This is a genomic window from Streptomyces altiplanensis (assembly GCF_053591575.1).
This window is the reverse complement of the sequence record NZ_JBSFUB010000012.1, coordinates 14,148-36,283: the sequence shown is the minus strand read 5'-3', so window position 1 is coordinate 36,283 and position 22,136 is coordinate 14,148. Positions and strand designations below refer to the sequence as shown.

General features: G+C 72.0%; 20 protein-coding genes. 4 read left to right on the top strand and 16 right to left on the bottom strand.

The window, feature by feature from the left end; translation table 11 throughout:
• Window positions 1-44 precede the first annotated feature (44 nt).
• From ACWD0Y_RS08530 to ACWD0Y_RS08480, 11 genes are all read right to left on the bottom strand, one after another.
• Window positions 45-716, bottom strand: a complete 672-nt coding sequence (locus tag ACWD0Y_RS08530) for a flavodoxin family protein (RefSeq protein ID WP_450259632.1) — start codon at window positions 714-716, stop codon at window positions 45-47.
• 71 nt (window positions 717-787) lie between these two features.
• Window positions 788-2,092: a TrpB-like pyridoxal phosphate-dependent enzyme gene (locus tag ACWD0Y_RS08525; RefSeq protein WP_450259631.1), complete on the bottom strand. Its 1,305-nt coding sequence runs from the start codon at window positions 2,090-2,092 to the stop codon at window positions 788-790.
• Window positions 2,093-2,159: 67 nt separating this feature from the next.
• Window positions 2,160-3,410, bottom strand: coding sequence for an MFS transporter (locus tag ACWD0Y_RS08520; protein ID WP_450259630.1), 1,251 nt, complete (start codon window positions 3,408-3,410; stop codon window positions 2,160-2,162).
• 2 nt (window positions 3,411-3,412) lie between these two features.
• Complete coding sequence (locus ACWD0Y_RS08515) at window positions 3,413-4,630, bottom strand: ATP-grasp domain-containing protein (protein ID WP_450259629.1); 1,218 nt, start codon at window positions 4,628-4,630, stop codon at window positions 3,413-3,415.
• A 52-nt stretch (window positions 4,631-4,682) separates the two neighbouring features.
• Window positions 4,683-5,453, bottom strand: a complete 771-nt coding sequence (locus ACWD0Y_RS08510; RefSeq protein WP_450259628.1) for a B3/B4 domain-containing protein — start codon at window positions 5,451-5,453, stop codon at window positions 4,683-4,685.
• Window positions 5,454-5,630: 177 nt separating this feature from the next.
• On the bottom strand, window positions 5,631-6,854 hold the full coding sequence (locus tag ACWD0Y_RS08505) for an MFS transporter (RefSeq protein ID WP_450259627.1): 1,224 nt from the start codon (window positions 6,852-6,854) through the stop codon (window positions 5,631-5,633).
• Window positions 6,854-8,143, bottom strand: a complete 1,290-nt coding sequence (locus ACWD0Y_RS08500) for an amidohydrolase family protein (protein WP_450259626.1) — start codon at window positions 8,141-8,143, stop codon at window positions 6,854-6,856. Before ACWD0Y_RS08500 ends, ACWD0Y_RS08505 begins: the two co-directional genes overlap by 1 nt.
• Before the next feature lie 55 nt (window positions 8,144-8,198).
• Window positions 8,199-8,885 (bottom strand): hypothetical protein, encoded by a 687-nt coding sequence (locus ACWD0Y_RS08495; protein WP_450259625.1) that lies wholly within the window; start codon window positions 8,883-8,885, stop codon window positions 8,199-8,201.
• Window positions 8,869-10,290, bottom strand: a complete 1,422-nt coding sequence (locus ACWD0Y_RS08490; protein WP_450259624.1) for a phenylacetate--CoA ligase family protein — start codon at window positions 10,288-10,290, stop codon at window positions 8,869-8,871. Before ACWD0Y_RS08490 ends, ACWD0Y_RS08495 begins: the two co-directional genes overlap by 17 nt.
• A gap of 660 nt (window positions 10,291-10,950) precedes the next feature.
• Entirely contained in the window at window positions 10,951-11,547 is a 597-nt protein-coding gene (locus tag ACWD0Y_RS08485; protein ID WP_450259623.1) for an anthranilate synthase component II, read from the bottom strand.
• Window positions 11,544-13,127, bottom strand: coding sequence for an anthranilate synthase component I family protein (locus tag ACWD0Y_RS08480; protein ID WP_450259622.1), 1,584 nt, complete (start codon window positions 13,125-13,127; stop codon window positions 11,544-11,546). The genes ACWD0Y_RS08485 and ACWD0Y_RS08480 overlap by 4 nt, the downstream gene beginning before the upstream one ends.
• Before the next feature lie 243 nt (window positions 13,128-13,370).
• On the opposite strand from ACWD0Y_RS08480, the gene pdxR reads away from it, so the two are divergent.
• Window positions 13,371-14,771: a MocR-like pyridoxine biosynthesis transcription factor PdxR gene (pdxR, locus tag ACWD0Y_RS08475; RefSeq protein WP_450259621.1), complete on the top strand. Its 1,401-nt coding sequence runs from the start codon at window positions 13,371-13,373 to the stop codon at window positions 14,769-14,771.
• On the opposite strand, the gene ACWD0Y_RS08470 is transcribed toward pdxR, so the two are convergent.
• A complete protein-coding gene (locus tag ACWD0Y_RS08470; protein ID WP_450259620.1) occupies window positions 14,693-15,076 on the bottom strand; it encodes an SRPBCC family protein in 384 nt (127 codons plus the stop codon). The genes pdxR and ACWD0Y_RS08470 overlap by 79 nt on opposite strands.
• A 364-nt stretch (window positions 15,077-15,440) precedes the next feature.
• Between ACWD0Y_RS08470 and ACWD0Y_RS08465 the strand changes: the two genes are divergently transcribed.
• Window positions 15,441-16,760 (top strand): hypothetical protein, encoded by a 1,320-nt coding sequence (locus tag ACWD0Y_RS08465; protein ID WP_450259619.1) that lies wholly within the window; start codon window positions 15,441-15,443, stop codon window positions 16,758-16,760.
• A 128-nt stretch (window positions 16,761-16,888) separates the two neighbouring features.
• On the opposite strand, the gene ACWD0Y_RS08460 is transcribed toward ACWD0Y_RS08465, so the two are convergent.
• Window positions 16,889-17,140, bottom strand: coding sequence for a hypothetical protein (locus ACWD0Y_RS08460; protein WP_450259618.1), 252 nt, complete (start codon window positions 17,138-17,140; stop codon window positions 16,889-16,891).
• Window positions 17,141-17,406: 266 nt separating this feature from the next.
• On the opposite strand from ACWD0Y_RS08460, the gene ACWD0Y_RS08455 reads away from it, so the two are divergent.
• Window positions 17,407-18,399, top strand: coding sequence for a LuxR C-terminal-related transcriptional regulator (locus ACWD0Y_RS08455; RefSeq protein ID WP_450259617.1), 993 nt, complete (start codon window positions 17,407-17,409; stop codon window positions 18,397-18,399).
• A 30-nt stretch (window positions 18,400-18,429) separates the two neighbouring features.
• On the opposite strand, the gene ACWD0Y_RS08450 is transcribed toward ACWD0Y_RS08455, so the two are convergent.
• Window positions 18,430-19,074, bottom strand: coding sequence for a response regulator transcription factor (locus ACWD0Y_RS08450; RefSeq protein ID WP_093799784.1), 645 nt, complete (start codon window positions 19,072-19,074; stop codon window positions 18,430-18,432).
• Complete coding sequence (locus tag ACWD0Y_RS08445) at window positions 19,074-20,360, bottom strand: sensor histidine kinase (protein ID WP_450259616.1); 1,287 nt, start codon at window positions 20,358-20,360, stop codon at window positions 19,074-19,076. Before ACWD0Y_RS08445 ends, ACWD0Y_RS08450 begins: the two co-directional genes overlap by 1 nt.
• A 193-nt stretch (window positions 20,361-20,553) precedes the next feature.
• Here ACWD0Y_RS08445 and ACWD0Y_RS08440 point away from each other — a divergent pair, with 193 nt between their 5' ends.
• On the top strand, window positions 20,554-21,171 hold the full coding sequence (locus ACWD0Y_RS08440; protein ID WP_450259615.1) for a DedA family protein: 618 nt from the start codon (window positions 20,554-20,556) through the stop codon (window positions 21,169-21,171).
• A gap of 30 nt (window positions 21,172-21,201) precedes the next feature.
• On the opposite strand, the gene ACWD0Y_RS08435 is transcribed toward ACWD0Y_RS08440, so the two are convergent.
• Window positions 21,202-21,963 carry a thioesterase II family protein gene (locus ACWD0Y_RS08435; RefSeq protein ID WP_450259614.1) on the bottom strand — a complete coding sequence of 254 codons (762 nt, stop codon included), beginning with the start codon at window positions 21,961-21,963 and terminating at the stop codon, window positions 21,202-21,204.
• Window positions 21,964-22,136: the final 173 nt, after the last annotated feature.

Here is a 22,136-nt window from a genome sequence, read left to right as displayed (position 1 = left end):
GTGGTGCGGGTGGGCGGTGCGGGCGGGCGGGCGGGTGGTGTGTCTCAGGACGCCGAACGCTCGCGTACGACCCGCTCGTTGCGGTCGTCGAGGGGCAGCAGCGGTTCCCCGGTGGCCGCCCGGACCCTGCGCAGCAGCAGGGTCATGTCGATCATCCGGTGGACCATGCGCTCCAGCGCGTCCAGGCCCTCGGCGTCGTTCAGGCCCGGCTCCCGCGAGGTGTTGCGCAACAGCGCGGGGAAGCCGCTGCCCACCATGATCATCCGGTTGAGCAGCAGGTTGTCCACGAGCTGGTTGTGCACGGAGGCGTCGCTGTAGCGGCGGCCGGTGACGATGATCCCGCCGACCTTGTTGGCCAGCGGCCGGTCGAACCGCAGATAGCCGACGCCCGCCCGTTCGATGAAGATCTGCATGAGATGGGCGAGACCGAAGCCGTGCACGGGCACGGCGTAGATGATCCCGTCGGCCTGCTTCATCTGCTCGACGACGGCGGGCATGTCGTCCTGGAGGGCGCACGGGTCGGTCCGGTTGTTGCAGTCACCGCACGGGCTGCACGGTGAGATGCGGTGGTCGCGCAGGTGCACCTGGCGGAAGACGGCGCCCCGCTCCCGCACCAGTTCACCCGCGTAGTCGAGTGCCAGATCCGTGTTCCCCCCGGCACGTTCGGACCCCGATATACCGAGGATGACAGGCTTTGCTCCGTGTACGCCTTGCATGAAACTCCCCCATGAGTCACTGGCTAGCGGTGCGGGGGCGGGCCGGTCGGGCCCGCCCCTCCTCGTACCGGTCAGTCCTTGAGCTTCCCGGCGAAGTAGTCGATGTAGGCCTGCATGTCGAAGTGGCCGTGTCCGGAGAGGGAGAACAGGATGCTCTTCTCCTCGCCGGACTCCTTGCAGGCGAGCGCCTCGTCGATGGCCGCGCGCACGGCGTGCGTGGACTCCGGCGCCGGCACGATGCCCTCGCTCCGGGCGAAGGTCACCCCGGCCTCGAAGCAGGCGGTCTGCGGGACGGCGCGGGCCTCCAGGAAGTCGAGTTCCTTGAGCGCGCTGATGATCGGCGACATGCCGTGGTAGCGCAGACCGCCCGCGTGGATGCTCGGCGGCACGAAGTCGTGGCCGAGGGTGTGCATCTTCGTGAGGGGCGTCATGCCCGCGGTGTCACCGAAGTCGTAGTCGTACTTGCCCTCGGTCAGGGTCGGGCAGGACGCCGGCTCGACGGCGATGGCCCGCACGGAGCGTCCGCCCCGCAGCTGCTCGCCGAGGAAGGGCAGCGCGAGGCCGCCGAAGTTGGAGCCGCCGCCGGCCGCGCCGATCACGATGTCCGGGTAGTCCTCGGCCAGCTCCATCTGGAGCTGGGCCTCCTGCCCGATGATCGTCTGGTGCAGCAGTACGTGGTTGAGCACCGAGCCGAGCGCGTACTTGGCGGTGCCGCCGCTGCCGAGGGCCGCCTCCACCGCCTCGGAGATGGCCAGGCCCAGGCTTCCGGGGGAGTCCGGGTCGGCGGCGAGCGCGGCCCGGCCCGCCTCGGTGAGCTCGCTGGGGCTGGCGGTGACGCTGGCGCCGAAGGTCTCCATCAGGCCGCGGCGGTAGGGCTTCTGCTGGTAGCTCACCTTGACCATGTAGACCTCGCAGACGAGGCCGAAGTACTGGCAGGCGAGGGCGAGGGAGCTGCCCCACTGACCGGCGCCGGTCTCGGTGGTGAGCCGCTCCACGCCCGCCTGCTTGTTGTAGTACGCCTGCGGCACGGCGGTGTTGGGCTTGTGGCTGCCGGCCGGGCTGACGCCCTCGTTCTTGAAGTAGATACGGGCCGGGGTGTCCAGCGCCTTCTCCAGGCGGCGGGCCCGCACCAGCGGGCTGGGCCGCCACTGCTTGTACACGTCGAGGACGGCGCCGGGGATGTCCACCTCGCGGTCGGTGGAGAACTCCTGGGCTATCAGCGAGGCCGGGAACAGGGGTTCCAGGTCGGCCGCGGTGAGCGGCTCCCGGGTGCCGGGGTGCAGCATCGGGTCCAGCGGCTTGGGCAGGTCCGCGACCACGTTGTACCAGGTGGTGGGGGTGCGGTCTTCGGACAGCAGGAACTTCGTCTGAGACATGAACACTTTCCTTGAGTGGAGTGGGACCGGTGCGGAGGCCGGGACGGCGGATACCGTCCCGGGCCCCCTAGGTGCCGGGGACCGGCGCATCCGCCGCCTGGGCAGGGGCGGCCGGGTGAACCGGAGTGGATTCGGGGTCCTTCGCGGTGACCGGGGGCCTGATCCGCAGCAGCGCGAACGCCGCCATGCCCACCAGCGGCGCCGCGAGGAGGACGAGGAAGACGGGCTGGTGGCCGTGGGCCGTCCAGATCACGCCGAGACCGACCGGTACGACGAGCCGGGCGAGGCCGAGCACGAAGCCGTTCAGCGCCATGAAGCTGCCGACCCGGCGCTTGTCGACGTGGTCGGCGATGTACGTGGGCACGACGACGGACACGATGATCTCGCCGAGCGTCCAGACCACCGTGGACAGCAGGATGGCCGCCAGCGAGAACCCGACGACGATCATGGCGAGGCCCAGCGCCCACAGCGCTCCCGCGACCAGCAGCAGCACCTTCGTACCGTGCCCCCGGATGTGCTTCTCCAGGACCAGGCCGAGGCTCACCACGACGACGCTGTTGATCGTGTAGACGGCGCCGACCAGGCTCGCCGAGTCGTGCAGCACCGTGGTGACGGCGAGCGGCAGCGCGTATTCGAGGCCGATCAGCGGCACGACGTAGAAGAAGGAGACCAGGACGATCAGCAGCACGTGGCCGTGCCCGAGCGGCCCGGAACGCTTCTTCTCCCTGCGTTCCCCGGTGCCGCGCACGCGGTCCTTCGGCACCCAGACCGCGATCATCACCGCGCACACCAGGCCCGCGAGGATGTTCCCCGCGAACATGACGTGGTACGAGTAGGCCGCCGCGACACCGCCGAGCAGCGGGCCGACGCCCATCCCCAGGTTGTTGCCGACATAGCTGATCGTGTAGGCGAAAGGGCGCTGTTCGGGTGTGGTGAGGTCGGCGACGAGAGTGTTGGACGCCGGGCTGAACATGCCCATTCCCACCAGGGCGACGAAGAGCAGGCCCGCGTACGTCCACGGCGGTCCGTCGAGCACGGCGAGGCCGAGATAGCCCGCCGCGTTCAGCAGCAGCGCGGTGAGCAGCGCCGCACGGCGGCCGCGCCGGTCGCACAACGGCCCGCTGAGCAGACTGCCGACGAGCAGCCCGGTGGAGCCGACGGAGATCAGCAGCCCCGCCTCGCCGGGGGTGAGGCCCTCGCCGCGCACCAGGTAGACGGCGAGCAGGGGGAAGACGAACATGCCCGCGCGGTTGACGAAGGAGGCGAGGAAGAGCACCCGCAGCGGGAGCGGCAGTTCCTTGAACCGCGTCCACCACATGGCTACGCCTGCTCGGTCTCGACGCGGAAGGCGTCCCGCACGGTCTTGAAGCGGGCCCGTACGTCCTCGAAGTCGGTGCCCTCGCACACGTACCAGCCGAGCACGTCGTTGGAGCGGGTCGGCGGGGCGAGGACGTCACCGACGCTCTTCCACACGTCGGCGTCGAGCACCGCGTCGAGCGCCATCAGTTCGGCGGGGGTGGTGATGGCGGTGATCCGGCCGTACGCGCCGGAGGCCAGGTACTCGGTGCCGACCTCCGGGCCCAGGCGTGCCGCGGGCCGGTGGTCCGGGTCGAGTTCGAGCCTGCACCACTCGCCCGCGAGGTTGATGCCGCGCCCCGCCTCGATGGCCGGCACGATCGAGCCGCCGCCCGCCCGGGCGCCCGCCTCGCCGAAGACGACCTCGCCGTCGTCGAGCAGGAAGAACTCGGCGTGCACGACACCGGTGCTCAGCCCGAAGCCGCGGAGCACCACCGTGTTCAGCTCCAGGATGCGCTGCTCGCGCGGGGACAGGCCGTACTTGCGCGAGATGGTGCCGCCCGGCTCGTCGCGGTACTCCAGGACGGAGTACGTGTACTGGGAGAGCTGCTCGAAGACGACCTCGCCGCCCTGGAACAGCGAGTCGACGTGGAACTCGGTGCCGCGGACGAACTCCTCGACCCGGTACTCGTGCCGGTCGTCGCCCATCTCCTCCCAGACGCGGTCCAGTTCCTCGCGGCTGTCGACCCGGTAGGTGTTGCCGCAGGCCCAGCCGGCGTACGGCTTGACGACGACCGGGTACCCCACCTCGTCGGCGAACCGGGCGACCGTGGTCACGGTGTCGGGGCGGCAGGAGCGGGCGACCCGCACCCCGAGCTCCTCGGCCCTGCGGTGCATGACGTTCTTGTCGCGGAAGTTGAGCGCCTGGTCCGGGGTGAGACCGGGGATGCCGTGGTCCCTGCGGCAGCGGCTGGCCGGCAGCACGTCGCCCTCGAAGAGCGGGAAGATCCGCTCGATGCGGTGCTCGGCGACGATCCGGTCCACCGCGGCGCGCACGGAGGCGGTGTCCTCCAGATCCGCGTGGTACTGGGGCAGGCCGTCGGCCTCGGGAGCCTGTTCACCGGCGGGCAGCAGCACCACCGTCCGGACGCCGAGATCGGTGGCGGCCGCGACGACGCTGCGGAACTGGGCGGCGTAGCGGCCTGCGGCGGGCCGGTAGACCACCAGGATGGAACGGTTCATGCGGTGCTCCTCATGCGAGTCGTACGAGTCACGCGCCTCGACGCGTGCGGGGTCAGCGGACCGTCGCGGCCGACGGGGCTGCGAACACCTCTCCCGACGGCGTGGACCGGTCGAGCACCAGAGGGCGCCCCGCTTCGGCACCGAGCCCGGCGAGCGTGTCCGTGAGCCGGCCGAGCGCCCGCTCGACGTCGTCACGGCCGCCCTCGTGCGCCGACTCCACGGTGAGCAGGATCCGGCGCCGCCCGGTGCCGGTCTTGACCACGTCTCCCTGCCGCCAGTTCCAGCGCCGCGAGTGCGCGCGCCCCCGGCCGTCGGCATAGACGACCTCGCCCGGCTCGGGCTGCTCGGGAGCGTCGGGCGCCCCGAGCGGGAGGTAGGTCTCGGTGCCGTGGGCGAGGCGGACGTGCAGCTCGTCCTCGATGCCGCCCACGTCGCACGAGGCCACCGGGAGGCGGCTGTCCAGGGAGACGGCGTTGCACAGGTCCACGAGGGAGTTGATCCGCGGGAGGCGGTCCCCCTTGGCCACCCTGCGCAGGACCGACTCGGCGGCGCAGGGGAAGCGGTTGGGGTTCACGCCGACGGCGCGGTAGGCGTCCCGCCAGGCGGCGATCGCCGGCAACGCGGAGACGTCCGCCTTGGTGAGCCGCTCGGCGTGCAGGCTGTCCTCGGCGGCGGTGAGCTGCGCGGCCACCGCCGGGGCGTCCTCGACGACGTCGATGTCCGGCACGGCGATCAGACCGAGCACATAGCCGGGAACGTGCGCCGACAGCCGGGCGTCGATGGTGACGGTCAGGGTGCGGATGCCGGCGGCGGTGCTGTCCATGGGCTGTGATCCTTCGTTGGCGTGTCGGTGTCGGTGTCGGTGTCGGTGCCGGTGCCGGTGGTCGTGTCCGGTGCGGTGGTCCGCTGATGACGCGACTGACGGTAAGGAGCGGGTGGTCCCCCGGGTGTGGCCAATTCCGGGGAATTACGAGAGGCCGCTTCCGGGGGACCGCTCCGGTCAGCCGGTCTTCCCCGCCGGTTCGGGCGCCCCGCGGGCCGGCCCGGCCGGCGGGGCCGGCGCCTTCACCCGTACGCCGATCAGGGCCGTCACCAGCGCGAGCACCGTGAGACCGGCCCCGTACGGACCCAGCAGGTCCAGGCCGTCCGCGCCGCCGTGCTCGATGACCAGGCCGCCGGCGAACCCGCCCAGGGAGATCCCCGCGAAGGTGGCCGACGAGTTCAGGGAGAGGAGCAGCGGGCCCGAGGCCGGTGCGATCGCGAACAGCCGGTGCTGCTGCGGCGGCTGGGTGGCCATCGCGGTGACCCCCCAGGCCGCCATGGCGACGGCCGCGGTGAACAGCCCGTCCCGGGCCGGCGGCAGCGCCGCCAGGACGACGCCCAGCCCCGCGACGGAGCCGAGCAGGACGGGGGTGGACCCCCACCGGTCGGTGGCGCGCCCGCCCAGCACCGTGCCGGCCACCGCGAGCACCCCGAAGACGAGGAGCAGCAACGCGAGCGTCGTACCGGAGCCGTCGGTCGCCGGGGCGAGCACCGCACCGATGTAGGTCAGCGCGAGGTAGCCGCCGGTCATGAACAGCAGCGTGGTGAGCACGGTGAACAGCACGCGCGGGTCGCGTACCGGGGCCAGCCGCGCCGCGAGCCCCGGCGCGGCGGGCAGCCGCACCTCGGGCAGTCCGCCGGCGACCGCCGCGGCGCACAGCGCGCCGACCCCGGCGAGCAGCCAGAACGTCGAGCGCCAGCCCAGGTCGGCGGCCAGCCAGGTCCCGAACGGCACCCCCGCGACGGTCGCCGCGGACAGTCCGCCGAGCACGACGGCCATGGCGCGCCCGCGCCTCTCCGGCGGGGACAGCGCGGCGGCCGACGCGGAGGCGGCGGGGATGTAGAGGGCGGCGCCCGCGGCGGTCGCGACCCGGGCGGCGAGCAGCGTCCCGAGGCTCGGCGCGAGGGCGGACGCCGCGTTGCCGAGCGTGAAGACCACGAGGGAGACCACCAGTACGGTGCGCCGCTCGACCCGGCCGGTGAGCGCGCCGAGCACGGGCGCGAGGACGGCGTAGGTGAGCGCGAAGACCGTGCTCACCCACCCCACGTCGGCGAGGCCGGACCCCAGGCCCCGGGCCACCTCCGGCAGCACCCCGGCCACCACGAAGGTGTCGGTGCCGATGGCGAAGGCGCCGACGGCGAGCACCGGAAGCACGGGCAGTACGGGCCGGGTGCGGGCCATCACGCGGCCCCTGCCGGGACCCGGGTCCGGAAGGCGCCGGCGTCGCCCGCGACGGCGGCGCCGCCGAGGAGCACCAGCTCGATCGCTCCCGGGCGGCTGAGCACGGTGATGTCCTGCGCCGGGTCGCCGTCCGTGACGACCAGGTCGGCGAGCCGGCCCGCCTGGACCGTCCCCGCGTCGTCGCCGCGTCCCGCGAGCCGGGCGCCGTTGGCGGTGGCCCAGGTCAGCACGGTGGGGGCGGGGATGCCCGCCATGGTCACGTACAGCTCCAGCTCCTTGGCGTACGTGCCGTGCGGGGTCCAGGCAAAGCCGAAGTCGTCCCCGGCCACGACCGGGATGCCGCGCTTTACCATGAGCGGCAGGATGCGCAGCGTGTTGGCCACCTCGGCCTCGAACTCCAGCGTCTCCAGGTACTCCGGGGTCTTGCCGTGCTCGGTCCCGGTCGTCAGCAGCATGTGCGGCTGGTACAGGCTCGGCACCACGAAGATGCCCCGCTCGGCGATCGCGTCGAGCGCCGCGTCGTCGGCGTACGTCGCGTGGTCGATGACGTCGACCCCGGCGGCGATCGCGTTGCGGATGCCCTCCAGGCCGCGCGAGTGGGCCCGTACCCTGGCCCCGTGCTCGTGGGCCGTGCGCGCGGCGACCACCAGCTCCTCGGCGGTGAAGAGCAGCTCGTGGGAGCGGCCGTTGGGGAAGGTGTCGTCGCCCGACGAGAAGACCTTGACGATCTCCGCGCCCTGCGCGATCTCCCCGGCGACGTACTCCGCCATCTCCTCCGGCGTGTCCGCGAGGCGCATCAGGTCCGACGGGATGCGCTTCCTGACCTCGGGATTGCGGCGCTCGGGGGGCCCTGACACCATCAGGTCGCGGCTGCACGGGGTGATCCTGGGGCCCAGGAGGCGCCCGGAGTCGACGGCCCTGCGCAGCGCCATGTCGATCCCGGCGACCGAACCCGCGCCGACGAAGGCCGTGTAGCCCAGGCCGAGAAGGGCGGTGGTGTTCTCGGCGGCGGCCAGGGTGACCTCGGGGACGGAGTACTTGAAGAGCATCTCCCGCCCGTCGAGGATGTTCAGGTACGCGATGTGGGTGTGCCCGAGGGTCATGCCGGGCATCACGGTGCGCCCGTCGAGGTCGAGTACGTCGACCTCGGGCGAGTGCAACGGGGCGAGGCCCTCCGGCAGGACCGCCTCGATGCGGTCGCCGTCGAGCAGCACACTGCGGCGGGGCAGCGAGGCCCGGCCCAGGCCCTCCTGGACCGTGGCGCGGTGGAGCAGGGTTTTGCGTGGCACGTCGGACATCTCCCGTGTCGGCTGCGTCTGGTGGTTGTCGCGCGTGGTGGGCCGGCTAGCCGGCGGCGCCGGTGCTTTCGGGGCCCTCCCCGTCCTCCGCGTCCTCCGCGCGGCCGAAGAGGGTCCAGATGATCTCCGCGCCGGGACGCCGGGCCACCCAGCTCAGCCCCTGCGCCCGTACTCCGGGCGCGTTGGTGACCGCGAGCTGCGCGCCGCCCCCGGCGACGACCTCCGCGGCCTGCTGGGTCGAGGAGACGTCCACCCACGCGACCTCGCGGTCGCGGAGCTCCGGGGGCACCACCTCGGCGTAGATCCGGCGGACCTCCCACATGGCGGCGACCACGAGCGGACCGTCGCCCGGCGCGGGGGAGCCGGCGGCCCCCGCCGCGATCCCGTACTCCGGTGTGGCCTGCGGGAAGAACGCCTGCAACCGCAGGTCCCGGTGCCAGTGGAAGCGGGTGAGCCCCCCGTACGCGCTGGGGACGAGGGCGAACTCGACCTTCCGCCCGACGAGGTGGTCGAAAACGTCGTCGAAGGTGGCGAACAGCTCGACCGAGAGGCCGTGCTCCGCCGCGAGGAAGCGGGCCGCCAGCTCACTGGAGGTCCCGGCCGGGCCGAGCGTGCCCAGCGTGGTCCCGGGCCGGGCCGCCCACCGGCGGGCCAGCTCGCTCCATCGCGCGGCGTACTCCTCGGCGAGCGCGCCGGGCAGCGGCGGCGCCACCGCGTCAGCTCTCATAGCCACGGTTCGCCGCCATCTTCCGGGCCACCCGGGTCTCGTGGTCGGGCGCGCTGCGCCGGTCCACGATGCGTGCGGCCTTCCAGCTGACGAAGGCGCCCGTGCTCACGATCGGGTCGAGGCCTTCGCTGAGTTCGACGGCGACGGGCACCCCGAGGGCCTCGGCGGCGCGTGTCCGCACCGTGTCGGCGAGGCTTCCCGGGGTCTCCACCAGGTCCTTGAGCAGTTCGAGACGCACGGTCAGGCGGTCCTGGCCCGAGGCGTCTTGCTCGATCACGACCTGGTATCCGGCGGACCCCGTGACCCCCGTCATGACGGCCGTCTCGATCTGCCCCGCGGTGAACCGCCGGCCGCCGAGTTCCAGCCGGTCCAGGGTGCGCCCGACGATCCGGACGAGGTCGCCCGGCATCTCGCAGCCGCAGTCCGACTCCTCGACGGCCACCGCGTCGCCCGTGCGGTACCGGACGAGCGGTTTCACACCGTCCACCAGCATCGTCACGGTCAGTTCGCCCTGGCCGCGGGGGCCCTGGGAGACGCCGGTCTCCGGGTCCACGACCTCGACGAGGTAGTTCGTCTGGGAGAGGTGCATGCGCTTGTTGCGGCAGGCCGTCGCGATGACGAAGGCCTCCTGGGACCCGTACAGGATGTTGTAGACGTCCGCGCCCCAGACCGTCTCCAGGTTGTGGGCGAGCGCCGGCGTGCACATCTCGCCCGTGACGAACAGCAGCTTGACGGAGAAGTCCCGGCGCAGGTCGTAGCCGAAGTGCTCGGCGGCCTTGGCCAGGGTGAGGGCGACCCCCGGCGTGCAGCAGATCACCTCGAGTTCGAGGTCCTTCATCAGCTGCAGGGCCTTCTCGAAGCCGATGACGGGCGAGTACGGCCAGATCTTGGCGTTGAGCGAGCCGACGTTGCGGGCGATGTCCCCGAGGGTGTCGCCGAAGGAGTGCACCTCGGTCGGGCCCATCAGGCCGATACGCGGCGCGTGTCCGCCGAAGTGGTGGCGGAAGATCGACGCCCAGGACTCGGTGATGTGCGCGTTGCTGGCGGTGATCTCGCGGCCGTCGCGCGGGCAGGGCGTCGCCCGGCCGGTGGTGCCGGTCGTCTCGTAGAAGAAGAGGGCGTCGGCGAGCGGCCTGCTGAGGACGTCGAGCATCTCCTCCCGCAGATGGGCCTTGGTGGTGTAGGGCAGCGCCGAGAGGTCGTCCGGCGTGATCGACGCGAGGTCGACGCCCTTCAAGTGCCGTGCGTAGAAAGGCGATCCGGTGCTGACCTGGTCGAGAACGGTACGCAGCTGGCGGGTGCGCCAGTCCGCGAGGGCCGTGTCGGTGAGCGTCCGGCCGTAGAAGGCCCGGTGGAGTTCGAGGTACCGGGCGGCGAAGTCGGCCGCGGGGCCCTGAGTGGGCAGCCACATGGGTGAGGGGTCCTCTCGTGGTGGAAGCGCGCGTGGGGCGGCGCCGTGCGGGCCGCCGCGCGCGAAGGCAGGTGTCTTCGTGACGCGGGTGCGCGGTCGTGGAGGCGTACGGCCGCCGTGCGCGGCGGTACGGAGGCGTTCGGTTTCCGCCGGTGCCCGGGGCGTTCGCGGCGGCACGGCCCGCGACCGGTCGCGCGGTCGCGGGGGTCCGGGCCGCCCACGGCGGGGCGGCGGTCGGCCCCGGTACGGCGATGCGGATGCGGATGCGGATGCGGTGCGGCGTGGCGCGCGTGCCGGCCCCGGTGGCAGGGGCGGGGCGTACGGCGCCTTCGGAGGCTTGGTACGCCGGGCACGGACTGCCGCTCCGGTCGCCGGCCGGGGCGGCAGTGACGGCCCGGCCGGCCGCCGCGCGGCGGTCAGCCGGCGGTGGCTCTTCGCGCCGCGGGGCCGGAGGCCCCTGGCCCCGCGGGCGCCGTCGTGGCCCGCCCGGCTTCCCCGGCCTCTCTGGTCTTCCCGGTCTTCCCGGCGTTCCCGGTCTTCTTGGCGCAGGCGGTCGTCGTGGTCGGCGACACCGCCTCAGCGTCTGCTCGGCCGTTCATGTGATCCCCCCGGATCATTTCCCGTGTTCCCCGTGTCCCCGTTGTTCCCTCGGTTCCCCCTTCAGCGGGCGGCGCTCCCCAGCGCGCTCACCGCACCCGCTCCCTCCAGGAAGTTCCCGAAGAGCCGCATCCCGTCCTCCGTCATGATGCTCTCCGGATGGAACTGCACCCCTTCGACGGCGAGCGTCCGGTGCCGGACGCCCATCACGTAACCGTCGTCCAGGGACGTCGCCGTCACCGCCAGTTCCGCGGGCGGACCGGTGACGATCAGCGAGTGGTAGCGGGTGACGGTCAGCGGCCGCGCGGCGCCCGTGAACACCCCCTGCCCGTCGTGCTCGACGGGGCTGGTCTTGCCGTGCATCAGGTGCTTGGCGACGGCGATCCGCGCCCCGTACGCGAGGCCGATCGCCTGGTGCCCCAGGCAGACACCGAGCAGCGGCACCCGACCGGCGAAGGCGTGCACCAGCTCGACGTGCCCGGAGTCCGCCGGGTGCCCGGGTCCCGGGCCGAGGACCACCGCGTCGGGTGCCGAGTCCACCAGCTGCTCCACCGTGCGAGTGCGCGAGCGGACCACCTCGGTCTCGGCGCCGAGCGTGAGCAGGTACTGGTCGATGATGTGGCTGAAACTGTCGTACGCGTCGACGAGCAGAACCTTCACTTCAACAGCTCCTCGCCCGTCAGCGCCCAGTAGGTGGCGCTCATCTTCGCCAGCGTCTCGCGCCATTCGGCGCGGGGATCGGAGTCGGCGACCATGCCCGCCGACGCCTGGGTGCTGTAGCGGTCCCCGTCGTGGACGGCGGTCCGGATGCACAGGGCGAGCACCGCGAACCCGCGCACGTCGATCAGGCCGAGCGCCCCGGCGTAGATGCCGCGCGGATGGTCCTCGATGTCGTCGATGATCTCCATGGCGCGCAGCTTCGGCGCACCGGTCATGGTGCCCGCGGGGAAGGTCGCGCAGATCGCCGTCCAGACGTCGGTGCCCTCCCTGACCCGGCCGGACACGGTGGAGACCAGGTGGTGGACGTAGGCGAAGGGTTCGACCTCCATCATCGTGTCGACGGAGAGCGTCCCGGGCACGCTGACCCGCCCGATGTCGTTGCGGCACAGGTCGACCAGCATGACGTGCTCGGCCTGTTCCTTGGCGCTGGCCCGCAGCTCCGCCACCCGGCGGCCGTCCTCGTCCGGGTCGGCGGCGCGGGGCGCGGTGCCCGCGATGGGGCGCATGGAGATGGTGTCGTTCTGGATACGCACGAACAGCTCGGGGCTCGCCCCGATCACCGTCCGTCCCGTCCAGGGGACGAGGTACATGTAGGGGGAGGGGTTGCGGTGGCGCAGGCGCCGGTACACCTCGAGCGGCGTCAACGCGCTCTCGACGTCGATGCGGTGGCCGATCTGGATCTGGTAGGCGTCACCGATCTCGATGTGGCCGAGGCACCGCTTGGCGCGCACGACGAACGTCTCCTCGTCCACGGTGTCCCGCACGGACCGGGGCGCCGGAGCGTCCGGCACGGCGGCGGCACCGCTCGCCGCGTCCTGGGCGTTCACCCTGGCCACGACCGCCCGCAGCGGCTCCTGGCCCCCGTCCGCCGGCAACCGCGGCCCCTCGGCCACGAGATGACGCACCCCGCCGTCCCGCAGGTCGTACCAGACCGTGTCCCTGAAGAGGGTGAGGGTGCAGCGCGGCATGTCCGCCCCGGCCGGCTGGGCCGGGAGGTCCTCCATGGCCCAGGCCGCCTCGTACGACAGCGTGGTGAGGAAACCGAAGGCGAAGGTCCCCGTGGGCACCTCGGTGTCGACGTCGAAAGCGCCCTGCACCGCGCGCAGGATCCGCCACACGGTGCCGGAATCGCCCACGCCCCACCGCCGTGTGCCGCCCTCCGCGCCGTACGGCGCCCCGACGGCCGCCGTCAGGGCCGCGGCGAGCGCGTCGCCGAGATCGCCGGGGGCGACGAGCTCCACCCGGTCGGCGAAGACGCGCAGCTCCGCGAGGCGTCCGCAGCCGACGGCGGCGAAGTGCCGGTCCTGGTCCGGCCCGTCCAGGCTCTCGAAGAGGTAGACGTCGCCCTGTTCCCGCGTGGCGGCGAGGGCTTCGTACAGACTCAGCGCGTCGACGGGCGGAAGTCCTTCGGAGACCACGCGCACCCGCACGGCCCCGGGCCGCGCTGGGCGCCCGGCGGCCCCCTGCGCCGGCCCCGCCGCCCCGGTTCCGGGCGGGTCCAGCTCTGACAACAACGACATGACGAAACCTTTCTGATCCGAACGGACCGTAGGGGCTTCGAGGAATCAACCATCACGTCCGCGGCGCACTCCGGTCATGCGGCACCGCACGTCACGCATGCCAGGACCGCACCGTCCCGGCTCCCCCGCACCACCCCCCGTGCCGCCGGCAGCCTGCCCGGCGGCGAATGTGTGTGCGAGACGACTTCATCAAATGTGAGAATGCCCGGGCCATACCACTTCGACCGTCCGGGAGGAGACCACTTGTCGTGGCAACTGGGGCTCACCGTGGACCGGGATTCGCGCCTTCCGCTGGCTGTCCAGGTGCGTAACTCGCTGCGCGGGTTAGTCGACGACGGGACCCTGTGGCCGGGCACACGGATCCCCTCCAGCCGCCAACTGGCCCTGGACATCGGCGTGTCCCGCAGCGTCGTGGTGGAGGCCTACGAGCAGCTGTCGGCCGAGGGATACCTGGAGACCAGGCGCGGTTCGGGCACCACGATCTCGCGCCGCGCCCAGTCCGACGCCGTCGGCTCCGCCCTCGTGCAGGCCGACCCGGAGCCCGCCCCCGGAGCCACGTGGGACCTGCGCACCGGGACGTCGAACATCGTGGACTTCCCCCGCCAGGAGTGGATCCGCTGCGTCACCCACGTGGTCAACAACTCCGGTCGCCGGGAGCTCGGTTACTCCCAGCCGGCCGGTGTCCCGCTGACCCGGCGCGTACTGGCCGGCTATCTGGGCCGGGTACGCGGTGTGCGGAGCCGCCCCGAGGACCTGATGGTGACGGCCGGGTTCGCCCAGGGCCTCGCCCTGGTCTGCAAGGTCCTGCTCGACCGCGGTCACACCACGCTCGGCGTGGAGGACCCCGGCCACCCGGGCGAGCGGGAGTTCATCACCAGCTCGGGCCTGTGTCCGGTCGGCATCCCGGTGGACGAGGACGGGCTGCGGGTGGACCTCCTGGAGCAGAGCGGCGTACGGGCCGTCCTGGCCACGCCCGGCAACCAGTTCCCCACGGGCGCCCGGCTCAGCCGGGACCGCCGCGAACGCCTCACGGCCTGGGCGCGTGAGGTCGACGGCTATGTCATCGAGGACGACTTCGACAGCCCGTTCCTGCACCGCAACGACCGGCTCCCGGCCCTCCAGAGCCTCGCCCCGGACCGGGTGGTCTACGCCGGAAGCGCGAGCAAGGCCCTGGCCCCCGCCCTGCGCCTGGGCTGGCTCGCGGCCCCCTCGGAACTGATGGCCTCGATCGAGCACGTCCGCGCGGGATGGGACATCGGCTGCTCCGGGCTGGAGCAGCTGGTCTTCACCCGCTTCATGGACACCGGCGCCTTCGACCGGCACCAGCGCAAGCTCCGCTCGGAGTTCCACCGCCGCCGCCAGGCCGTGCGCCGCCAGGCCGGGGCGAGCCTTCCCGGCAGCCGCCTCATCGGCCGCGACAGCGGCTTGCAGGCGTACCTCGAACTCCCCGCCCACGTCGACGAGCAAGCCCTGGTCCGGGCCGCCCGCCACCGTTCCGTACTGGTCAGGGGCGGCCACTTCTACACCCTCACGGACACGTCGAGGCCCCCTGCGCTGGTGATCAGTTACGCGGCGGTGAACAGCGCCGGGGTGACCCGGAGCCTGATGGCCATAGGGGCGGCGTACCGGGAGCTGGGGGCCTGAGGGGCGCGGACCCGCGGACGCCGGCCCGCCTGCTGGGCCGCGGCTACGCCGGTTACGCCCTGAACATGTCCGGCGCCTTTGTGGAGGCCGACGCCTTCCAGCGGCTCGCCGCGCGCGGACCGGGGGCGCTGGAGAGGGACGGGGCCGAGGAGGCGGCCGGGCTGCTGGGGCGGGCGCCAGGCGTGTCCGCCGTCCGCCGCGACGATGAACGGGTTCCATTCGGGGAACCGGCCGAAGTCCGTGAGGACGGACCACACTTCCTCCGGCTCGGCGGCTATCAGGACGTCGGCCGAGATGCGGCGCACTCTGCTGCGCTCCTTCCGCGGCCCCGTGGGGACAAGGAGATGGTCATCTTCGCCCTTGTCCGCGAAGGGGACTTCAGACCGTGTCGCCCTCACTGGCGGGGGGGGGAAGTGCTCATGGGTCACGGGGCGGACCGCGCCGGGGAACGGCGTCACAGGAGTTCTGAGGGCTTCCCTCACGAGAGTGACCCCGCGTCACACGTTCGGCTTGCTTAAGGACTGCTCTCAGGGGGGAGATACTGGGGGTATTGGTCTGTACGGGTATTAATCGGGCGGTACATGCGTGGCTGGTCCGCTTTGTGTGCAAAGTCCTCAAGACTACCAGTAACTATTCAGTCGATAGAACTTGGTTGTTGAGGAGCATGTGATGCACGTCAGCGAATGGCTCCCCGATCAGCCCATTCGCATCGGTCGGATCGACTGGCCCGAAGAGGCCGACGACGGTACGCACCTTCGCCTGCGAGCGGGCCACATCGTCGTCGTCGACCGGCAGCCCTGGCGGATCCTCGAAATCCACGGGTACCGCGACCCGTGGCCCAAGTCGTACGAGAAAGCCTGGCGTGATCACGTCGAGCTGTGGAAGCACTCCGAAAGCCTGCACCGGGCCAACGGGCAGCCTGCCACGGAGGCCCCCGCGCGGGCGGACTTCTACAAGCGCCCCATCGTCCTGGTGCTGCGCAACGAGAACCTCCCCCGGTCCGCTCCGAAGCACTGGTGCGCACCGGCGTCCCACGACTGGCAGGTCCTGCCGGAGCACTACTCCGTCTGCCGGGCCTGCGGTGAACTGCCTCCCTGCCACAACGGGGAGTACCGGTGGGAGGGCGGCCCCCGGCGGCCCGAACACAACGGAGGCGTCACCCTCATCGTCCCGCCCGACTGCTGCATCGGATGCGCGGAGCACATCAAGCCCCGGATGCGGACGGTGCGCTTCCCCGGCCCCAACCTCTGGTACCCCGACCGGGAGGACGGGAGCGCGGTCTTCCACGCCCGGACCGCCTGCGCGGACCAGGTCGACTGCTACCGCGCGCAGTGGATGGCCGAGTACCCGCCCGCCATGTCCCAGCCGGTCTTCGCCCTCGGGCTCTCGGACAGCGAAGGTTTCATGCTGCCGCGGGCGAGGCCCGCGAACTCCGCACAGCAGCCGGACTGGAACCACCTGGCGACGGACGGCACGGAGGTCCACCGCTCCGGACTCCCGGACGCACGGCACGAACCGCAGGCCAGTGGCACGGCGCTCTTCGAGCAGGCGGCGCCCCTCCGCGGCCCGGTGCCGCGCCTCGCGTCCGAGACGTCCCACATGAACCACGCGAATCATGCGAATCCCGCGCCCGGCGCCCCCTTCGCCCCTCCGGCGCACCAGGGCCCCCTGGGCGGTCAGGAACGCGCGGGATACGAGGAATCCGCGGTCCGGCCGGTCACCCGCATGCACCACTCGTCCCCCATCGGCCACCCGGACCCGGAGTCGCCTCCGCGCCCGGCGCCCTCCGCCGACGCCCCGGCGCCCATGATCTCCCTCCAGAACATCGAGGCGGTACGCCGGCTCACGGAGGAACTCGGCCTCACCCAGGTCGACCGGTCGGCCCTTCACGACGCGGACCAGGCCGCCAAGGTGATCGAGGAACTCACCGCCGCCGTGCGCAATGTCGCCCTCTGCCTGAGGGGCACGGGGCTGCGCATCCGCTCCTGACGGCCGAAGCGGCGGGCCGGGGCCGGTACGCGCACCGCCCCCTCCACGCGCCCGAACGCGCAAGGCGTCGGCCGATGGTTCCCGTTCCCCCGGGACCACCTCGGTCGACGCCTTGTAGGTGTGGTGTGTTACTTCGTCCAGGGCAGGTCGCTGTCCAGCGCTCCTGCCCTGCCGGCCGGAGCCGGAGCCGGCGCCGGGGTGGGCCCGGTCCAGGGCAGGTCGTCCTCCGCGCCGACCGTCACGGTGATCGCCGCGACCGCCGTGGGGACCGAGAGGGTCCAGGGCAGGTCGTCCTCCGCATTCGCCGTGCCGGTGAACAGCAGGACGTTCAAGCAGGCCGCACCGATGACCGCCGCGAAGAACTTTCTGTTGTTACGCATTCTTGAGATCCCCCTCGGAAGCTGCTTCGTTCGTTCTGGTCAAACCGTACCCCACTCAATTTTTGGCTTAATTTTTCCCCGATTTTCCGCAGTGGAAGCCGCATAAAAATGAGCCGAAAAAACCTGCGGCTAGGCTCCCGCCATGAAGACGGCAGGACGGGGTTGAACCCCGGGGGACACCGGCTCGGCCGGCGGAGTGATGCAGTGCGAATCAAGGGAACGGACCGGCCCATGCGCGGTGGGCGCCGTGGCGGAGGGGGAATGGCATGCTCAAGGAGATCGGCCTCGGCCAGGATGCGGAATACGCCTACCGCACCCTGCTCAAAGAGCCGAAGACAGAAATACAGGTGATGGCGGAACAGTTCGGCTGGTCCGTCGACCGGGTTTCCACCGCACTTGAGGAGCTTTCCGAACTTTCGCTGGTACGTCCGTCCTGGGAGAACCACGGATCCACCCGTCTGGTGGATCCGGAACTGGGGCTCAAGATGCTCATTCAGTCCCAGGAGACGGAACTGCTGAAACTCCAGCAGTCCCTTTCGGCGAGCAAGCTCGCGGCCGCCCGGCTGATCGCCGATTACCGGGAGGAGGAGGGCAGGCTCGCCCCCGGCACGGTGAAACTGGCCAGTGGCGCGGACGCGGTCCATGCCTGGATCGAGAAGGCCGCCCACGAGTGCCGCGAAGAGGTGGAGGTCTTCCTGCCGGGGGGCGCGCAGCCGGCGGAGAGCCTGCGGGAGGCCAGGGCGCTGGACCTCATGCTGCTGGAGCGGTCCGTACGGGTCAGGTCCGTCTACCTGGACAGCATCCGCAACGACCGGCCGACCAGCGAGTACGCCCAGTGGCTCGGTGAGCAGGGGGGCCAGGTCAGGACCGTCGCCCACCTGCCGCTGCGCATGATCATCTGGGACCGGCGGGTGGCGCTCGTCCCGGTCGATCCCAACGATCCGGACCGGGGTGCCTTCCTGCTGTCCGGACCGGGGCCGGTCGCCGCGCTGCAGGCGCTGTTCGAACACGTCTGGCAGCTGGCGGCCCGGTTCGGCGAGGACCGCTGCCGGAACAGCGACGGCGCCCTGGCGGACCAGGAGAGTGCCGTACTGGGGCTGCTCGCCAGTGGGCTCACCGACGAGGTCATCGCCCGCAAGCTCGGTGTGTCCGTACGCACCAGCCGTCGGATCACCGCCGAGCTGATGGGGCGGCTCGGGGCCCGCAGCCGGTTCCAGCTGGGCGCGCTGGCCGCGCAGCGCGGCTGGCTCGCGGCCTGAGGGGCGGGGGAGGGACGCGGGCGGCGGGGGTCACCCGCGCAAGTAGGCGAGTACCGCCAGGACCCGGCGGTTCGTGGAGTCGGACAGGTTGAGGTCGAGCTTGGTGAGGATGCTGCCGAAGTGCTTGCTGACCGTTCCCTCACTGACGGTCAGGGCCGCGGCGATGGAGGCGTTGGACTTGCCTTCCGCCATCAGGGCCAGCACTTCCTGCTCGCGGGCGGTCAGCCTCGCCATGGGGTCGCGGCGGTGCCGGATCAGTTGCCGGACCACCTCGGGGTCCACCACCGTGGCGCCGTCGGCGACCCGGTGCAGGGCGTCGATGAACTCCTCGACGTTGCCGATGCGTTCCTTGAGCAGGTAGCCGACGCTCGTACCGTCCGACGAGTCCAGCAGGTCCTCGGCGTAGGCGCGCTGGACGTACTGGCTGAGCACCAGGATGGGCAGGCCCGGCTGCTGCTTGCGCAGGCTGATCGCGGCGCGCAGTCCTTCGTCGGAGAAGCCGGGCGGCATGCGGACGTCGGTCACCACGATGTCCGGGCGGTGCTCGGCGACCGCCGCGGTCAGCTCCTCGGCGGTTCCGGCCCCTGCCACCACCTGATGACCGAATCGCTCCAGCAGACCGACCAGGCCCTCCCGCAGGAGCACGCTGTCCTCGGCCAGTACGATGCGCAACATCATGTCCTCGATCGGGCGGGTGAGCAGGGGACTTGCAGGCGGAACACCGTGGGCCCGCCGGGCGGACTGGACACTAGCAGGTGGCCTCCGAGCACCGAGATGCGATCGGCCACCCCCTGGAGCCCCGTCCCGTCGACCGTGTCGGCGCCGCCCACCCCGTCGTCCTCCACCTCCACGGTCAGCCGGCCCTTCTCGGCCCGTCCGGTCACCCGGGCCCGGGTCGCCCTGCTGTGCTTCGCGACATTGGCCAGGGCCTCGCAGACCGCGAAGTAGACCGCTGTCTCCACGGCTTCGAGCAGGCGTCCCGGCAGGTCGAAACTCACGTCCACCGGGACCGCCGAGCGGTCGGCGATGTCCTCGACGGCGGCCTCCAGGCCCCGGTCCGTGAGGATCTGGGGGTGGATGCCCCGGATCAGCTCCCTGATCTCCACCAGCGCGACCCCCGCCTCCTCGTGCGCCTTGGCCAGCAGGCCGCCCAGCGGTTCGGCGGGACTTTCGAGCCTGGCCAGACCCAGCGTCATGGACAGGGCGACCAGGCGCTGTTGGGCCCCGTCGTGGAGATCGCGTTCGATGCGGCGGCGCTCCGCCTCGAAGGCGTCCACCAGCCGCATCCGGGAACGGCCCAGCTCCTGCACGCGGGAGTCGAGCCCGCTTTCGGGGACGGAGAGCAGCTGCCTGGTCAGTACGGCGCGGCCGGCCGCCAGTACGCCCAGCGGGTAGGCGAGCAGGGGGAGGAGCAGCACCCCGGCCAGCAGCGCGGCGAAGGCCTCCGGGTAGGAGTCGGCGAGCCAGATCTTGAGTACGCGCGCTTCCCCGTCGCCGCCCGCCGCCATCATCACGGGGGTGGCGACCAGACCGCCGCAGACCGTGAGCACCGTACCCACGACGAGCCCCTCCAGGGGCCACAGCAGGAAGGCGAACAGCAGCGCGTAACCCAACTCACGCCAGGTGGCACGCTCCTGGATCCGCGTGCGCAGCCAGGACGACAGCCCGGTGCCGGCCGGTTCGCGGTGCGGTCCGGGAAACGGGCCCGAGTCGATCAGCCGGAGCCTGTGGCGCTCCAGCGCGGCCAGCGGAACTCCGGTGAGTACGAGCGTGAGCAGCAGGGGCACGCCGATCAGGACCACCGTGAGCACACTGCCCGCGACGGCGAGCAGGAGCAGCGTGACCAGCGTGGCCATGCCGAGCGCCACGCTGGTCAGCAGATAGAGCGCCGCGCGCCACGGCCAGCTGCTGAGGACGTAACGACGCTGCTGGAGTGCCTGCCAGAGGCTGGGGGAGGGCATGAGGGCACGCTACGAAACGCCGTGCGGGCGGACCACCCAGCTAGCTCCACCTTTCGGGTGGGCACTGCCTCTCCCGGAAGAGTCCTCCCAGTTGCAATGTGCCGGACCCGTCCGGCCGGGTCTCCTTGAGGCAGTGAGCAGCCGACTGCTCCCACCCCGCATCCCGGGGCCGCCCGACACCAAGGGGATCCGAATGGACTGGCTCCAGGCCCAGTTGTCCACCGTGCCGGTCTGGCTGACGCTGGTCATCGTCTTCCTGCTGCCCACGGTGGAGCCGGTACTTCCTGTGCTGGGCATGCTGCTTCCTTCCCAGACGGCGCTGGTGGTGAGCGGGGTGCTCACGCACCAGGGCAGTCTTCCGCTGGCCGGTGCGCTCCTGGCCGCGGTGCTCGGTGCGGTGGCGGGCAATCTGCTCGGTCATCTCGTCGGACGGGTGTGGGGGGCCAGGCTCGCGGCCGGCCTGCCGGCCCGGGTCACGGAATCGCGCAAGTACCGGGCCGCGCTGAGCGCCGTCAGTACGTACAGCGGCCGGGCCGTGCTGCTCGGCCGGTTCAACGTGGCGCTCCGCACGATGGTCCCCGTCATGTGCGGCACCGTGCGGGTGCCCTGGGGCCCGTACCTGGGCTGGTCGGTGCTCGGCAGCCTGCTGTGGGCTCCGTCCTGTGTGGCGCTGGGTCTTCTGGCGGGGAGTTCGTGGCAGCAGTGGGGCGGGTCCGGGGTGCTGGTCGCGGCCTCGGTGCTGCTGCTGGTCACCACGTCGCTCCCGCCGCTGCTGTCGCTGCGGCGCGGTGCTGCGGCCGTCGCGTCGTAGCCGTAGCCGCAGCCGCAGGGGCCGGCGGGTTCAGAGGCGCTCGCTGAGGAACGCCAGCAGCTCCGCCTCCGCGGGCACCAGGTAGAAGTGGTCGCCGGGGAACACCCGGCTCTCGAACCCGGCCGTGGTCAGCTCCGACCAGGACTCCAGCTCGGTGACCCGGCACCCCGGGTCGGCGTCGCCGCCCACCGCGGTGACCGGTGCCCGCAGGGCGGCGGGCCGGTGCGGCCGGTACGACTCGATCAGCCGGAAGTCGCCGCGCAGCGAAGGAAGCAGCAGCGGCCTCAGGTCGGGATCGTCGTAGACGGACGAGGCCAGGTCGCCCAGCCGCCGTGCCGAGGCGATGAGCCGGTCGTCGTCCAGCAGGTGCAGCTTCCCGCCGCGTTCGAGGTGGGGCGCGCCGCGCCCCGACACGATGACGCGGTCCGCGACGATGCCGTGCCGTTCGTCGAGGCGACGGGCCACCTCGTAGGCGACCGCGGAGCCGAGACTGTGTCCGAACAGGACCAGGGGCAGCGGCCGCGGTCCGGCGAGTACGGGCTCCAGCGCACCGGTGATCCGGTCGGCCAGCTCCGTCATGTCCTCGATGCACGGTTCGGCGAACCGCTCCTGCCGGCCCGGGTACTGGACGGCGAGCAGTTCGACATCGCCGGGTATCCGCCCCGGCCAGTTGTGGAACAGAGTCGCCGTACCGCCCGCGTGCGGGAAGCAGACCAGCCGGGCCCGTGCCGCCCCGGCCCGCCGGTGCCTCCGGAACCACCGGCTCCCCCTGTCGGCGTCGATGACCGTCACGCGAACCCACCTCTCACAGCGTCTGATGTCACGACCTTGCACGCGTCATGATCCGTGGAGGGGGCGGGCCGCGGGCTTCCGCGCGCGTGCAGGCTGCTGCCGCCGCAGGTTCCTGCCCGCTGGTTCGCTGCCTTTTCCGCGCGGGTGCAGACATCGTGCACATGAGGGTGGAG